The following is a 14,011-nucleotide window of genomic DNA, read 5'->3' as shown; positions in this document are numbered from 1 at the left end:
ATGCTGCCGCCCCTGCCCGGTCATCGCCCGAGCTCCGCGCGGTGGGCCGCGATCGCCGCGCGCACCCCGTCGGCGCCGTCGCCGAGCACGCTGCGCGACACGGTCGGGATCACCGCGGGCCAGGCCGCCCCGAACAGCTGCTCGAGCTCGCCGAGCCGCGCGCCCTGCGCGCCGAAGCCGGGGGCGAGGACGGGCGTGCGCGCGAGGTCGGCGGGGTCGATGCCGGTCTCGGCGAGGGGGCGCGTCGCGCCGATGACGACGCCGAGGTCGCCGAGGCCGGTGCCGGGCGCGGCGGCGTTGCGCTGGGCGACCTCGTGCACGAGCTGCGCCGAGACGGTGCGGCCCGCCTCGTCGCGGGAGGCCTGCAGCGCGCGGCCCTCGGGATTCGAGGTCGCGGCGAGCACGAAGACCCCGCCGTCGGCGGCGATCGCCTCCTCCAGCGAGCCGAGGCCCTGGAAGGCGACGGCCGTCATGGCGTCGGCCCGCAGCGGCGAGCCCTCCCCCAGCCAGGCGGCGGCGTAGGCGGCGAGCGTCGAGCCGACGTCGCCGCGCTTCGCATCGGCGATGACGAGGAGGCCGGCGGTGCGCGCGGCGGCGATGACCTCCTCGAGCACGGCGTAGCCGGCCGCGCCGAAGCGCTCGAAGAACGCGACCTGCGGCTTGACGATGCCGACCGACCCGGCCGCCGCCTCCACGACCCGCAGGGCGAGCTCGCGCGCACCTTGCGCGTCGTCGGGAAGACCCCAGCGCTCGAGGAGGGCGGCGTGCGGGTCGATGCCGACGCAGAGGGGGCCGCGGGCATCCATCGCCTCGGTCAGGCGCGCGCCGAAGCCTGTGCCCACGACCGGGGCTCGGCCGGCATCGACCGCGGTCACACCCGCTCCGCCCGCGCGATCGCGTAGTCCTGCAGGCTCGTGACGCTGACCGGCTCGCCGCGGCTCTCGAGCGAGGCGACGGCCGCGCCGAGCTGCGCGATGGTCGTGAACAGCGGCTTGTCGGCCGCGACCGTCGCGGTGCGGATCTCGAAGCCGTCGGCGCGGGCGCTGCGACCGCTGGGCGTGTTGACGACGATCTCGACCTCGCCCGCGTTGATGCGGTCGACGATCGAGGGCTCGTCGGGGTCGTCGCCGGGCTTGAGGAAGGCCTCGCCGTGCTTGCGCACGATGCGGGCGGGGATGCCGTTGCGCGCGAGCACCTCGGCGGTGCCGTCGGTCGCCCAGATCTCGAAGCCGAGCTGCTGCAGGCGCAGCACCGGCAGCGTGATGGCGCGCTTGTCGCGGTCGGCGACCGAGACGAAGACGACGCCCGAGGCGGGCAGGCCGCCGTACGCGGCGTCCTGGCTCTTGGCGAAGGCGCGCGGGAAGTCGCGGTCGATGCCCATGACCTCGCCGGTGGAACGCATCTCCGGCCCGAGCACGCTGTCGACGATGCGGCCCTCGACGGTGCGGAACCGCTTGAACGGCAGCACGGCCTCCTTGACGGCGACGGGCGAGTCGATCGGCACGATCGAGCCGTCCTGCGCGGGCAGCATGCCCTGCTCGACGAGCGAGCGGATGCTCGCGCCGGTCATGACGAGCGAGGCCGCCTTCGCGAGCGGGATGCCGAGGGCCTTCGAGACGAAGGGCACGGTGCGGGACGCCCGCGGGTTCGCCTCGAGCACGTAGAGCACGCCCGCGCCGATCGCGAACTGCACGTTGATGAGGCCGCGCACGCCGATGCCGTTCGCGATCGCCTCGGTGGCCGTGCGCACTCGGTCGATGATGTCGCGGCCGAGGGTCACGGGCGGCAGGGTGCAGGCCGAGTCGCCCGAGTGCACGCCGGCCTCCTCGATGTGCTCCATGATGCCGCCGACGTAGAGCTCCTCGCCGTCGTAGAGGGCGTCGACGTCGATCTCGACGGCGTCGTCGAGGAACCGGTCGACGAGCAGCGGCTGGCCGGGTCCGATGATGGCCTGGTCGCGCACGCGGTCGAAGTAGTCGACGAGCGAGGGGCTGTCGTAGACGATCTCCATGCCGCGGCCGCCGAGCACGAAGCTCGGGCGCACCAGCACGGGGTAGCCGATCGTCTCGGCCACGGAGACGGCGCTGTCGACGTCGGTCGCCGTGCCGTTGCGGGGGGCCACGAGGCCGGCCTCGTCGAGGATGCGCGAGAAGGCGCCGCGCTCCTCGGCCAGGTCGATCGCGTCGGGGCTCGTGCCGAGGATGGGCACGCCCGCGTCGGCGAGGCCGTGCGCGAGGCCGAGCGCGGTCTGCCCGCCGAGCTGCACGATGACGCCGACGAGCTCGCCCGAGGCCTGCTCGGCGTGGATGACCTCGAGCACGTCCTCGAGGGTGAGCGGCTCGAAGTAGAGCCGGTCGGAGGTGTCGTAGTCGGTCGAGACCGTCTCGGGGTTGCAGTTGATCATGATGGTCTCGAACCCGGCGTCGCGCAGCGCGAAGCTCGCGTGCACGCAGCTGTAGTCGAACTCGATGCCCTGCCCGATGCGGTTCGGACCCGAACCGAGGATGACGACCTTGCGGGCGTCGCTCGGGGCGACCTCCGTCTCGGTCTCGTAGCTCGAGTAGTGGTACGGCGTGAGCGCCGGGAACTCCCCCGCGCAGGTGTCGACCGTCTTGAAGACCGGCCGCAGGCCCGCGTCCGTGCGGATGGCGCGGATGTCGCGCTCGGTCAGCCCGCGCAGCTGGGCGAGCTGCGCGTCGCTGAAGCCGTGCTGCTTGGCGTGCCGCATGAGGGACGGGTCGAGGGCGTCGGCCGCGGCGACCTCGGCGGCGACCTTGTTGATGAGCGCCATCTGATCGAGGAACCAGGGGTCGATCCCGGTGGCGTCGAAGGCCTCCTGGATGCTCGCCCCGGCCCGCATGGCCTGCTGCAGCGTGACGATGCGGCCGTCGGTGGGCATTGCCGCGAGCGCGAGCAGGGCGTCCTTGTCGCCGGGCTCGCCCTCCCAGTGGAAGCTGGAGCCGCGCTTCTCGAGCGAGCGCAGCGCCTTCTGCAGGGCGGTGGAGTAGTTGCGGCCGATGGCCATCGCCTCGCCGACCGACTTCATCGTGGTCGTGAGGCCCGTGTCGGCGCCGGGGAACTTCTCGAAGGCGAAGCGCGGCACCTTCACCACGACGTAGTCGAGCGTGGGCTCGAAGCTCGCCGGGGTGACGCGGGTGATGTCGTTGGGGATCTCGTCGAGGCGGTAGCCGATGGCGAGCTTCGCGGCGATCTTCGCGATCGGGAATCCCGTGGCCTTCGAGGCGAGCGCGCTCGAGCGGGAGACCCGCGGGTTCATCTCGATGACGATGACGCGGCCCGTGGCGGGGTCGACGGCGAACTGCACGTTGCAGCCGCCCGTGTCGACGCCGACATCGCGGATGATGCGGATGCCGATGTCGCGCAGGTTCTGGTACTCGCGGTCGGTGAGCGTGAGCGCGGGGGCGACGGTGATCGAGTCGCCCGTGTGCACGCCGACGGGGTCGACGTTCTCGATCGAGCAGACCACGACGGTGTTGTCGGCGCGGTCGCGCATGAGCTCGAGCTCGTACTCCTTCCAGCCGAGGATCGACTCCTCGAGCAGCACCTCGGTCGTCGGCGACTGGTGCAGTCCGTCGGCGACCATGCGCTCCAGCTGCTCGCGGTCGTAGGCGAAGCCCGAGCCGAGCCCGCCCATCGTGAAGGAGGGACGGATGACGAGCGGGTAGCCGAGGTCCTCCGCGAACTCGACGGCCTCGGCCACGGTGTGCGCGATGTGGCTGCGGGCGACGTCGGCACCGGCATCCAGCACCAGCTGCTTGAACAGTTGGCGGTCCTCGGCCTTGTGGATCGCCTCGAAGGAGGCGCCGATGAGCTCCACCCCGTGGCGCTTCAGGATGCCCTGCTCGTGCAGCGCGATCGCCGCGTTGAGCGCCGTCTGGCCGCCGAGCGTCGGCAGCACCGCGTCGGGGCGCTCCTTGACGATGATCGCCTCGATGACCTCGGCCGTGATCGGCTCGATGTAGGTCGCGTCGGCGAAGTCGGGGTCGGTCATGATCGTCGCCGGGTTGGAGTTGACGAGGATGACGCGGATGCCCTCCTCGCGCAGCACGCGGCAGGCCTGGGTGCCCGAGTAGTCGAATTCGGCCGCCTGGCCGATGACGATCGGGCCGGAGCCGATGACGAGGACGGAGCGGATGTCGTCGCGCTTGGGCATCAGTGGTCGCTTTCGTTCTGGGTGCTGGCCGCCGCGGCGCGGTGCGCGATGACGGCGTCGCGGAAGCGGTCGAAGAGGTAGGTGGAGTCGTGCGGGCCGGCGGCGGCCTCGGGGTGGTACTGCACCGAGAAGGCGGGGATGTCGAGCGCGCGCAGGCCCTCGACCACCTGATCGTTGAGGCCGACGTGGCTCACCTCGACGCGGCCGAAGCCCGCGGGGCTCTCGACGACGCCCTCCGTGGGGGCGTCGACGGCGAAGCCGTGGTTGTGCGCCGTGATCTCGATGCGGCCGGTCTGCTTGTCGAGCACCGGCTGGTTGATGCCGCGGTGCCCGAAGGGCAGCTTGTAGGTGCCGAAGCCGAGCGCGCGGCCGAGCAGCTGGTTGCCGAAGCAGATGCCGAAGAAGGGCAGGCCGTCGCGCAGCACGCCCTGCAGCAGCTCGACGTGGCCGTCGCTCGCCGCGGGGTCGCCGGGGCCGTTCGAGTAGAAGACCGCGACCGGGTCGAGGGCGCGCAGCTCGTCGAGGGTGACCGACTGGGGCAGCACGTGCACCTCGAAGCCGCGCTCGGACAGGTGGCGCAGCGTCGAGGCCTTGACGCCGAGGTCGAGCACCGCGAGGCGGCCGATCCCCTCGCCGACGGCGGGCACGACGAGCGTCTCGCCGACCGAGACCTCGGCGGACAGGTTGCGGCCGGCCATGCCGGCGCCCGCCCGCACGAGCTCGAGCTGCTGCTCGGGGTCGAGCCGGGCATCCTCACCGGAGAAGATGCCGGCGCGCATCACGCCCGCATCGCGCAGCCGGCGGGTGAGGGCGCGCGTGTCGATGCCGCTGATGCCGACGACGCCCTGCTCGACGAGCTCGTCGTCGAGGCTGCGCACGGCGCGGTGGTTCGAGACGACGCGGGAGGGGTCGCGCACGACGTAGCCGTCGACCCAGATGCGGCGGCTCTCCGGGTCCTCGTCGTTCATGCCCGTGTTGCCGATGTGCGGCGCGGTCTGCACGACGATCTGGCCGGCGTAGCTCGGGTCGGTCAGGGTCTCCTGGTAGCCGCTCATGCCGGTGGCGAAGACGGCCTCGCCGACGGTGCGGCCCTCGGCGCCGTAGGCGCGGCCGGGGAATCGGGTGCCGTCTTCGAGCACGAGCACGGCGGGGGCGGAGGTCATGAGGCGGGCCTTTCGTCGGGGCGGAGCGCGGGCTCGTCGGGGTGGGGGTCGGAGGCGTCGGGGGCGGTGCCGTCCGCGGGCGCGACTGCGCGCAGGGCGGCGAGCAGCTCGGCCGCGCGATCGTCGGTGACGCGCAGGTAGCTGTCGACCTCGGTGCCGTCGAGCGTCCAGGCGAGCATCACGAGCCCGCCCTCCTCGACGACGCGGTCGATGGTCCAGGTGGCGCGGGTCGCGCCGCGCACGGCGGCGGCGGGCACGTAGACCGGCTCCTGGCCGCGCAGCGCGAGCACGACGCCCTCGGGGTGCACGCCGACCTCGCCGCGCGAGCGGAAGCCGAGGCCGTGCACGGCGATGCGATCGAGCGGGGCGTCGGCGCGCGTCGTGGCGACGTAGAGCACGGGCACGCGGATGCCCGGCTCGCCGATCCCCGCAGGCAGCGGCTCCGGGCGTCCGAGCCCCGCCTGCCGGCGCCGGCGGTTGCGCCAGCCGAGCAGCATGAGCGCGAAGGCCAGCAGCAGGATCGAGATCACGATGAGCGCGGGGGTGAGCCTATCCACGGGCAACCTCCTCGGCGGGGCGGAGCGCCCCGTCGAGCAGGGTCGGCACGCCGCCGTGCACGGTGGCGACGATCGCGCCCGCGAGCTCGACGCCCGTGTAGGGCGTGTTCGAGGAGCGGCCGTGCAGGTCGTCGGCGCCCCAGGTGCGGCGCGCGGCCGGGTCGACGAGCGTGAGGTGCGCGGCCGAGCCCTCGGCGAGCGGGGACTCGTAACCCTCGAGGCGCCCGATGGCGGCGGGGGCGGTCGACAGCACGCGCGCGATGTCGGCCCAGCCGAGCATCCCCGTCTCGATCATCGCCGTCTGCACGACCGGCAGCGCCGATTCGAGGCCGACCATGCCGAAGGCGGCCTCGGCCCAGGTGCACTCCTTCGCCTCGGCGGGGTGCGGGGCGTGGTCGGTGGCGACGATGTCGATCGTGCCGTCGGCGAGGGCGGTGCGCAGGGCGTGCACGTCCTCGTCGCGGCGCAGCGGCGGGTTGACCTTGAAGCGGGCGTCGTAGCCGCGGGCGAGCTCCTCGGTGAGCAGCAGGTGGTGCGGGGTGACCTCGGCGGTCACGGCGATGCCGCGTGCCTTCGCCCAGCGGATGACGTCGACGCTGCCGGCGGTCGAGACGTGGCAGACGTGCAGGCGCGCGCCCACGTGCTGGGCGAGCAGCACGTCACGGGCGATGATCGCCTCCTCGGCGACGGCGGGCCAGCCGGCGAGGCCGAGCTCGCCCGAGAGCGCGCCCTCGTTCATCTGGGCGCCCTCGGTGAGACGGGGCTCCTGCGCGTGCTGGGCGATCACGCCGTCGAAGGTCGCGACGTACTCGAGCGCGCGGCGCATGAGCAGGGCGTCGTGCACGCACTTCCCGTCGTCGCTGAACACCCGCACGGCGGCGCGCGAGCGGGCCATGGCGCCGATCTCGCTGAGGCGCTCCCCCGCGAGGCCGACCGTCACGGCGCCGATCGGCCGCACGGTCGCGTAGCCGTGGCGGTGCCCGAGGCTCGCGACCTGCTCGACGACGCCCGCGGTGTCGGCCACGGGGCTCGTGTTGGCCATGGCGAAGACGGCGGTGAACCCGCCGGCCGCGGCGGCGCGGGTGCCGGTGAGCACCGTCTCGCTCGCCTCGCCGCCCGGCTCGCGCAGGTGGGTGTGCAGGTCGACGAGGCCGGGCAGGGCGACGAGTCCCGCGGCGTCGATGACCGTCTCGCGCAGCTCGGGCAGCAGGGAGCCGGTCGCGACGATGCGGCCCTCCCGCACCCGGATGTCCTCCTGCGCGCCGCCGAGCGTCGTCGCGCCGCGGATCAGCAGGCCGGTCATGCGTCGGCCCCCGAGGGGCGGGGCGCGTCGTCGGCGCCGGCGATGAGCAGGTAGAGCGATGCCATGCGGATGAAGACCCCGTTCGTGACTTGTTCGAGCACCGTCGACCTCGCGGAGTCGGCGGCGGCGGACGAGATCTCCAGGCCCCGATTCATCGGGCCGGGGTGCATGACCATCGTATCGGCCTCCAACCGGCCGAAACGTTCCGCGGTGAGCCCGTACTCGCGCGCGTACTCGAGCGCGCTCGGGAAGAAGGCGTCGTGCATCCGCTCCTGCTGCACCCGCAGCATCATCACCGCGTCGGGCCCGGTCGCGAGGGCGGCGTCGAGGTCGTGGTGGATGCGCGCGGGCCAGCTGCCGACCCCGGCGGGCAGCAGCGTGCGCGGCGCGCAGAGGTGCACCTCGGCTCCGAGGGTCTCGAGCAGCCAGACGTTCGAGCGCGCGACGCGCGAGTGCAGCACGTCGCCGACGATGAGCACGCGCATCCCGTTCAGATCGCGACCGCGGGAATCGCCACCGAAGCGGCGCGACCGCATCGTGAACGCATCGAGGAGGGCCTGCGTGGGGTGCTCGTGCGTGCCGTCGCCGGCGTTGAGCACGTGCGCATCGATCCAGCCGCTGTGGGCGAGCTGGTGCGCGGCGCCCGAGGAGGGGTGCCGCACCACGATCGCGTCGGCGCCCATCGCCTGCAGGGTCTGCGCGGTGTCCTTGAGGCTCTCGCCCTTCGAGACGCTCGAGCCCTTCGCGCTGAAGGTGATCACGTCGGCGCTGAGGCGCTTGGCCGCCGACTCGAACGAGAGCCGCGTGCGGGTGCTGTCCTCGAAGAAGAGGTTGACGACGGTGCGGCCGCGCAGGGTCGGCAGCTTGCGCACCTCGCGGGTGGCGGTGAGGGCCATGTCCTCGGCGACGTCGAGCAGCCGCACGGCGGCGGCCCGGTCGAGATCGCGGGTGGAGAGCAGGTGCTTCACGGCTCGATCGTCACCTCCTCGACGCCGTCGACGTCGACGAGGCGCACGCGCACGCGCTCGCTGGTCGCGGAGGGCAGGTTCTTGCCGACGAAGTCGGCGCGGATGGGCAGCTCGCGGTGGCCGCGGTCGATGAGCACCGCGAGGCGCACGGCCCGCGGGCGGCCGTGGTCGGCGAGCGCGTCGAGCGCCGCCCGCACGGTGCGGCCCGAGTAGAGCACGTCGTCGACGAGCACGACGATCGCGTCGTCGACCCCCTCGGCGGGGATGCGCGTCGGGGCGGGCGCGCGGGTGGGCGTGCGGCCGAGATCGTCGCGGTAGAGCGTGATGTCGAGCGAGCCGACGCTGCTCGAGCCGGGCTCGATGGCCTCGACGAGCGCGTGCACCCGCTCGGCGAGCACGGTGCCCCGCGTGGGGATGCCCAGGAAGACGATGCGGCCGTCGCCGCGGCGGGATTCGACCACCTCGTGGGCGATGCGGCGCAGGGCGCGCGCGATGTCAGCGTCGTCGAGCACGGTGCGTGCGACCACTCTGACCTCCTTCCCCGCCTCTCGGGACGGCTCTTAAAGGATGTCGGTGCCGCCAGCCTAGCGGGCGGCGTCGGTATCGCGGGCCTCCGACGGCAGGACGGCGACGGCGCGGACGGGCGAGCCGTCGACGCCGGGGAGGGCGAGCGGCAGGGCGATGAGCTCGGCGCCGTGGGCGGGTACCGCGGCGAGCCCGGCGAGGTTCTCGAGGATGAGCCCGCCCGCGCCGAGCACGAGCTCGTGCACGGGCAGCCGCCAGGCGCCGTCCGGGCCCGGGCGGCTGGCGTCGGGGCTGAGGGCATCGGTGCCGATGACGCGCACGCCGCGGGCGAGCAGCCGCTCGGCGACCTCGGGAGCGAGGCTCGGGTGGTCGACCGCGTCGGCGTCGTCGAAGCGGGCGTCCCAGCCCGTCTCCACGACGACGGCGTCGCCCGCGCGCACGAGCTCGGCCTGCGACTCGAGCTCGGCCCAGCCGATGACCGTGCCCGGAGCGCGATCGCGGGCGCGCAGCACGACGAGCGGGACGATGAGCTGCCCGAGCGGCACCGCGTCGATGCTCGCGCCGCCCGCGATGCTGTGCGAGGGCGCGTCGACGTGCGTGCCGCTGTGCGAGCCCAGGTGCAGGGCGCTCACGGCGAAGCCGTCCTGCTCGAGGGTCGCCGCCGATTCGATGCGCACCGCGGGATCACCGGGGAACACCGTCATGCCCGTCCGCAGCGGGCGGCTGAGATCGACGAGGCGACGACCGGCCAGCGGGATGCTCACGCCGCGGTCTCCCCCGCCGGCGCGGCGTCGCCCGCCGCCGCGGGCGTCGCCGAGAGGTGCTCGTGCACGGCGAGCAGCGTGCCGTCCGCCCCACGGGCGAGCACGATCGTCTCGCGCTCGTCGAGCACCGCGGAGCCGCTCCCCTCCCCCGTCGCCACGACCGTGCGCACCCGGTGCGTGAACACGGCGGCGTCTCCGATCAGCTGCACCCGGCGGTCGGAGCTCGTGCAGTCGAGCACGCTCCAGCCCTCGGCGACCCACTCGGCCCAGAGGCGCTCGTAGGCGGCACGGGACTCGAGGCGGGCATCCCGATCGGGGAAGAGGAAGGTGGCGTCCGCGTGGAAGCAGGCGAAGTAGGCCGGGCCGTCGGTGCGGCGGAAGGCGTCGACGAGGGCGTCGACGGCGGGGAGCACGGCGGTCTCGGTCAGGGCGGGCTGCTCGGGCACGAGGGTCCTCTCACGGCGGGGGCCGCACCGGTCGGCGCGTTGCCCCAGGGTAAACATGCGTCGACCCTGGGGCAACTCGTCGGAGAGGTGGGGATCAGCCCCAGCGCTGGAGGAGCGCCCGCTCGCCGAGCCCCACGAGGGCGTCGGTCGTCTTGCCGAGCACGGCGAGCAGGATGATCGCGAGGTAGATGCGATCCATGCGGCCGTTGTTCTGCGAGTCGGTGAGCAGGAACCCGAGCCCCATCGAGGAGGAGATGAGCTCGGCGGCGACGAGGAAGAGCCACGCCTGGGCGAGCGCGAGGCGCAGGCCGGAGACAATCGCCGGCACGACGGCGGGCAGCTGCACCGTCGTCAGCAGCTCCAGCCGGCCGAGGCCGTAGGCGCGGCCGACCTCCACGAGGTGCGGGTCGACGTGCCGCAGCGCTCCCGCCACCGTGGTGAACACGGGGAAGGCGGCGCCGATCGCGATGAGGGTGAGCTTCGGCTCCTCGTAGATACCGAGGTAGATGAGCAGCAGCGGCACCCAGGCGAGCGAGGGCACGGCGCGGATGGCCCCGAGCAGCGGGCTCAGCAGCTCGGAGGCGATGCGGGAGAGCCCGACCAGCGCTCCGAGGGCGAGCCCGATGGAGGCGCCGATCGCGAAACCGATGAGCACGCGCTGCAGCGAGATGAGGATGTACGGCGCGAGCAGCCCCGCCTGCGCGAGCTCGACGCCCGCGTCGACGACCTGCGCCGGCGAGGGCAGCAGGAAGTCGGCGATGTCGGTGTACTCGGCGGCGACCCACCAGACGGTGAGCAGCGCGAGCGGCACGACGAGGCCGAGCACGATGGTGCGCGCGCGCAGCCGGCCGCGGGTGACCTCGGGGAGGTCGGCGCCCGCCGCGGAGAAGCCGTAGGACGAGGCGAAGGCGAGCAACGAGGGCCGCCGGCGCTGCTCCTGCGGTCGATCGTCGGCGCGCGGCGGCGCCCCCGCCCCGCGCGCACCCTCCGAGGAGGGGCGAGGGACGAGGGCGGCGCCGCGCTCGTCGAAGCTCATTCGCCGGCGAGGGCGTCCGGGTCGGCGGCCGCCGCGTACGTGTCGTCGAACAGGGTCTCGAGCGCGGTGTCGATCTGCTCCTGGCTGGTGACGTCGCCGCTCTCGACGAAGATCGGGCCGATGATCTCGAGCACGTCGCGCTGGGTCTGACCCGGGACGGGGTCGATGTCGATCACGGTGCGCTCGATCGTCGCCTCGGCGATGGGCACCTCGATGCCGGCGACCTCGGCGAGGATCGCCGCGGTCTCCTCCGGGTTCTCCAGCGCCCAGGCGCGGGCCTTCTCGTAGGCGTTCACGACGAGCTGGGCGAGGTCGGGGCTCTCGGCGAGGAAGCTCTCCGTCGCGTTGAGGAAGCCGTAGGAGTTGAAGTCGACGTTGTCGTAGATGATCTCGGCCGAGCCGTTGTAGACCGAGGTCGACAGCAGCGGGTCGAGGCCCGACCACGCCTCGACGGCGCCCGTCTCGAGGGCGGTCTTGCCGTCGGCGTGCTGCAGGTTCTGCAGCTGCACGTCCTCGAGCGCGAGGCCCTCGGTGGCGAGCGCCTGCAGCAGGAAGAAGTAGGGGTCGGTGCCCTTGGTGGCGGCGACCGTGCGACCCGCCAGGTCGTCGATGGAGTCGATGTCGGAGCCGGTCGGCACGAGGATCGAGGCCCAGTTCGGCTGCGTGTACACGTCGATGGTCTTGATCGGGCTGCCGTTCGATCGGGCGAGCAGCGCGGCCGAGCCGGCAGTCGAGCCGACGTCGATGGCGCCCGCGCGCAGCGCCTCGTTGGCCTTGTTGGAGCCGGCCGACTGCACCCAGCTCACGGTGACCTCGTCGCCGAGCTCGTCCTCGAGCCAGCCCTGCTCCTTGATGATCAGGCTCAGCGGGTTGTAGGTGGCGAAGTCGAGGGTGAGCTCGGTGGCCGACCACTCGGCGCCCTCGGCGGGCTCCGGCGCGGTCTGGCCCTCACCGGCGACGCAACCCGTCATGACCATGGCCGCCGCGGCGGCGGTCGCGGTCAGCAGGGTGAGGCGGCTACGGGTGGTCATGATGGCCTTTCGGGGCGTGGAGCGGTGGGGTGGGGTGGTGCACCGGTCGGTCGACCGGGGTTCGTGGGGGCCGTCAGCGGCCGTGGTGGCTCGGCACGCCGAGGCCGTCGAGCAGCTGCGCGCGCAGGCGGGCGAGCACGGTGGATGCTCGGTCCCGGGGTCGCCCGCCGGGCACCTCCATCACGCGGCTGATCGTCGCGCCGGGCCGGTCGAAGCGGGTGCCGAGCAGCACCACCCGGTCGGCGAGCATGAGCGCCTCGTCGACGTCGTGGGTGACGAGCACGATCGTGGCGGGCTCGGCCCGGTGGATGTCGATGAGGAGGTCCTGCATCGTCAGCCGCGTGAGCGCGTCGAGGGCTCCGAAGGGCTCGTCGAGCAGCAGCACGCCCGGTCCGCGGGCGAGCGCCCGGGCGAGTGAGACGCGCTGCGCCATGCCGCCGGAGATCGCGCGCGGCTTCAGCTGCGCGGCGTGCTGCAGCTGCACGAGCTCGAGCAGCTCGTCGACCCGGGCGCGACCGGCGTCGCGGTCGAGGCCGCGGGGCAGGCCGAGCTCGATGTTGCGGGCGACCGTGCGCCAGGGCAGCAGGCGCGGCTCCTGGAAGGCGACCGCGCAGCGCTGGTCGGCGGGCGCGACGCGGGCGCCGTCGATGGTGAGGCTGCCGCTCGTCGGCCGGTCGAGCCCGCTGATCTGGCGCAGCAGGGTGGATTTGCCGCAGCCGGAGGGGCCGAGCAGCGCGACGATCTCGCCGGGCGTGATCGTGAGCTCGACGTCGCGCAGCACGATGCGCGGCTCCTCGCCGCGCGCCCCCGGGAAGTCGCGGCCGACGCCGTGCAGCGCCACCGGCAGGGCCGGGCTGGCGGTCGCGGCGCGGGCGCGAGTGGTGGAGGACATGCCCGTCACCCTACGAAGCGGCCTCCACCCCTCGCAAAAGCGCGGGAAACGCGACGCAACGCAGTGCAACACGGCGTCACATTGCGTCGTCCGCGGCGTGTCGCCGCGGGATGCGGCCGCCGGCGCCGGCCGCGGTGCCGCGGGCTCAGGCCGTGCGGTGCATCGCGTCGGAGATCGCGCCGAGCACGCCGTTGACGAACGACGAGGAGTCGTCCGTCGACAGCACCTGGGCGAACTCGACGGCCTCGGCGATCGCCACCGCCTCGGGCACGTCGGGGTTGTGCACGAGCTCCCAGACGGCGAGGCGCAGGATGGCGCGGTCGACGGCGGGCATGCGCGCGAGCGTCCAGCCGTGCGCGTTGTCCTCGATGAGGCGGTCGATAGACGCCCCGTTGTCGATGACGCCGCGCGCGATGTCCTGCGCGTAGGGCCAGCTCGACGCGCGCTGCGGCTGGGCCGCGGCGCGCTCGCCCTCCTCGACGAGCACGTCGGCGAGGGGCAGCTGGCGCACGTCGGCGATGTACAGCATGTCCAGGGCCCGCTTGCGGGCCTTCGTGCGGGCGCCCACTACTCGGAGACGCGGCCGAGGTAGTCGCCCGTGCGGGTGTCGACCTTGACCTTCGTGCCCGTCTCGAGGAAGAGGGGGACCTGGATCTCGTAGCCCGTCTCGACCGTCGCGGGCTTGGTGCCGCCGGTGGAGCGGTCGCCCTGCAGGCCGGGCTCGGTGTAGGTGACCTCGAGCACGACCGAGGCGGGCAGCTCGATGTACAGCGCCTCGCCCTCGTGGATGGCGATCGTCACCATCTGGTTCTCGAGCATGAAGTTCTTCGCGTCGCCGACGATGACGCCGGGCACGGTGATCTGCTCGTAGTGCGTGGTGTCCATGAAGACGAAGTCCTCGCCGTCCTGGTACAGGTACTGGTAGTCGCCCCGGTCGACGGTCGCGAAGTCGACCTTGAGCCCGGCGTTGAACGTCTTGTCGACGACCTTGCCCGAGCGCACGTTGCGCATCTTGGTGCGCACGAACGCGCCGCCCTTGCCGGGCTTCACGTGCTGGAACTCGATGATGTTCCAGAGCTGACCGTCCAGGTTCAGCACGCTGCCGTTCTTGATGTCGTTCGTCGAAGCCATGGCGAAGGGGGTGTCCGTTTC

14 protein-coding genes are annotated in these 14,011 nt (G+C 73.2%); all 14 read right to left on the bottom strand.

Annotated features, from left to right (window positions below; genetic code table 11):
• Window positions 1–20: 20 nt before the first annotated feature.
• The 14 genes from pyrF to efp all read right to left on the bottom strand — a co-directional run bounded on the left by pyrF (window position 21) and on the right by efp (window position 13,990).
• Window positions 21–875, bottom strand: coding sequence for an orotidine-5'-phosphate decarboxylase (gene pyrF / locus HGB54_RS06660; RefSeq protein WP_228545713.1), 855 nt, complete (start codon window positions 873–875; stop codon window positions 21–23).
• Window positions 872–4,174: a carbamoyl-phosphate synthase large subunit gene (gene carB / locus HGB54_RS06655; protein WP_168915741.1), complete on the bottom strand. Its 3,303-nt coding sequence runs from the start codon at window positions 4,172–4,174 to the stop codon at window positions 872–874. The genes pyrF and carB overlap by 4 nt, the downstream gene beginning before the upstream one ends.
• Entirely contained in the window at window positions 4,174–5,337 is a 1,164-nt protein-coding gene (gene carA / locus HGB54_RS06650; RefSeq protein ID WP_168915740.1) for a glutamine-hydrolyzing carbamoyl-phosphate synthase small subunit, read from the bottom strand. The genes carB and carA overlap by 1 nt, the downstream gene beginning before the upstream one ends.
• Window positions 5,334–5,894, bottom strand: coding sequence for a PH-like domain-containing protein (locus tag HGB54_RS06645; protein ID WP_228545712.1), 561 nt, complete (start codon window positions 5,892–5,894; stop codon window positions 5,334–5,336). The genes carA and HGB54_RS06645 overlap by 4 nt, the downstream gene beginning before the upstream one ends.
• Window positions 5,887–7,197, bottom strand: coding sequence for a dihydroorotase (locus HGB54_RS06640; protein WP_168915739.1), 1,311 nt, complete (start codon window positions 7,195–7,197; stop codon window positions 5,887–5,889). The genes HGB54_RS06645 and HGB54_RS06640 overlap by 8 nt, the downstream gene beginning before the upstream one ends.
• Window positions 7,194–8,165 (bottom strand): aspartate carbamoyltransferase catalytic subunit, encoded by a 972-nt coding sequence (locus HGB54_RS06635; RefSeq protein ID WP_168915738.1) that lies wholly within the window; start codon window positions 8,163–8,165, stop codon window positions 7,194–7,196. Before HGB54_RS06635 ends, HGB54_RS06640 begins: the two co-directional genes overlap by 4 nt.
• A complete protein-coding gene (pyrR, locus tag HGB54_RS06630; RefSeq protein WP_168915737.1) occupies window positions 8,162–8,692 on the bottom strand; it encodes a bifunctional pyr operon transcriptional regulator/uracil phosphoribosyltransferase PyrR in 531 nt (176 codons plus the stop codon). Before pyrR ends, HGB54_RS06635 begins: the two co-directional genes overlap by 4 nt.
• Before the next feature lie 57 nt (window positions 8,693–8,749).
• Complete coding sequence (locus tag HGB54_RS06625; protein WP_228545711.1) at window positions 8,750–9,454, bottom strand: cyclase family protein; 705 nt, start codon at window positions 9,452–9,454, stop codon at window positions 8,750–8,752.
• Window positions 9,451–9,900: a YybH family protein gene (locus HGB54_RS06620; RefSeq protein WP_228545710.1), complete on the bottom strand. Its 450-nt coding sequence runs from the start codon at window positions 9,898–9,900 to the stop codon at window positions 9,451–9,453. Before HGB54_RS06620 ends, HGB54_RS06625 begins: the two co-directional genes overlap by 4 nt.
• Window positions 9,901–9,994: 94 nt before the next feature.
• Window positions 9,995–10,936 carry an ABC transporter permease gene (locus HGB54_RS06615; RefSeq protein ID WP_168915735.1) on the bottom strand — a complete coding sequence of 314 codons (942 nt, stop codon included), beginning with the start codon at window positions 10,934–10,936 and terminating at the stop codon, window positions 9,995–9,997.
• Window positions 10,933–11,967, bottom strand: coding sequence for an aliphatic sulfonate ABC transporter substrate-binding protein (locus tag HGB54_RS06610; RefSeq protein WP_168915734.1), 1,035 nt, complete (start codon window positions 11,965–11,967; stop codon window positions 10,933–10,935). The genes HGB54_RS06615 and HGB54_RS06610 overlap by 4 nt, the downstream gene beginning before the upstream one ends.
• A gap of 73 nt (window positions 11,968–12,040) precedes the next feature.
• Entirely contained in the window at window positions 12,041–12,859 is an 819-nt protein-coding gene (locus tag HGB54_RS06605) for an ABC transporter ATP-binding protein (protein WP_168915733.1), read from the bottom strand.
• Between the two features lie 145 nt (window positions 12,860–13,004).
• Window positions 13,005–13,427 carry a transcription antitermination factor NusB gene (gene nusB / locus HGB54_RS06600; RefSeq protein WP_168915732.1) on the bottom strand — a complete coding sequence of 141 codons (423 nt, stop codon included), beginning with the start codon at window positions 13,425–13,427 and terminating at the stop codon, window positions 13,005–13,007.
• A complete protein-coding gene (efp, locus tag HGB54_RS06595) occupies window positions 13,427–13,990 on the bottom strand; it encodes an elongation factor P (RefSeq protein WP_168915731.1) in 564 nt (187 codons plus the stop codon). Before efp ends, nusB begins: the two co-directional genes overlap by 1 nt.
• Between the last annotated feature and the right edge of the window lie 21 nt (window positions 13,991–14,011).

Source organism: Microcella flavibacter (assembly GCF_012530535.1).
Classification (GTDB): domain Bacteria; phylum Actinomycetota; class Actinomycetes; order Actinomycetales; family Microbacteriaceae; genus Microcella; species Microcella flavibacter.
This window is presented reverse-complemented; position numbering and strand designations above follow the sequence as displayed.

Excerpts from the sequence above, each read along its gene's own strand:
- carB (WP_168915741.1), bottom strand. The coding sequence starts at position 4,174 with ATGCCCAAGCGCGACGACATCCGCTCCGTCCTCGTCATCGGCTCCGGC.
- HGB54_RS06640 (WP_168915739.1), bottom strand. The coding sequence starts at position 7,197 with ATGACCGGCCTGCTGATCCGCGGCGCGACGACGCTCGGCGGCGCGCAG.
- HGB54_RS06610 (WP_168915734.1), bottom strand. The coding sequence starts at position 11,967 with ATGACCACCCGTAGCCGCCTCACCCTGCTGACCGCGACCGCCGCCGCG.
- carA (WP_168915740.1), bottom strand. The coding sequence starts at position 5,337 with ATGACCTCCGCCCCCGCCGTGCTCGTGCTCGAAGACGGCACCCGATTC.
- efp (WP_168915731.1), bottom strand. The coding sequence starts at position 13,990 with ATGGCTTCGACGAACGACATCAAGAACGGCAGCGTGCTGAACCTGGAC.
- HGB54_RS06615 (WP_168915735.1), bottom strand. The coding sequence starts at position 10,936 with ATGAGCTTCGACGAGCGCGGCGCCGCCCTCGTCCCTCGCCCCTCCTCG.
- HGB54_RS06605 (WP_168915733.1), bottom strand. The coding sequence starts at position 12,859 with ATGTCCTCCACCACTCGCGCCCGCGCCGCGACCGCCAGCCCGGCCCTG.